Genomic DNA, 245 nt, shown 5'->3' with positions numbered 1-245 from the left:
CTGCTGGATCCGTCGGTCGACATGGCCGCCGAGCTCACGGCCATGATCGAGGACCTGCGGGCCTAGCCCCTAGCCGAGGCTCGCCGGCACGAAGAAGACGCCCGAGGCGTCGGTCGTCGTGTGCCGGATGAGATCGTCCATCTCGTCGAGTCGGCGCTGCGTCGCCTCGAACGTCTGCGGATCGTTCATGAAGGCCGCGAACAGCAGCCCGGCGCCCTCCGCCGCGTCGATGCTGTAGCTGCGGC

The 245-nt window shown here is 69.0% G+C and carries 1 protein-coding gene; it reads right to left on the bottom strand.

Features of this window, described 5'->3' with window-relative positions; all coding sequences use genetic code 11:
- Nucleotides 1-69: 69 nt before the first annotated feature.
- A complete protein-coding gene (locus SB660_RS22965) occupies nucleotides 70-231 on the bottom strand; it encodes a hypothetical protein (RefSeq protein WP_410584834.1) in 162 nt (53 codons plus the stop codon).
- Between the last annotated feature and the right edge of the window lie 14 nt (nucleotides 232-245).

The sequence above is a fragment of the Bacillus sp. SIMBA_005 genome (assembly GCF_046535585.1).
Classification (GTDB): domain Bacteria; phylum Bacillota; class Bacilli; order Bacillales; family Bacillaceae; genus Bacillus; species Bacillus pumilus.
Note: the sequence above shows the minus strand (reverse complement) of the source record. Positions and strands in the feature narration are given on the sequence as shown.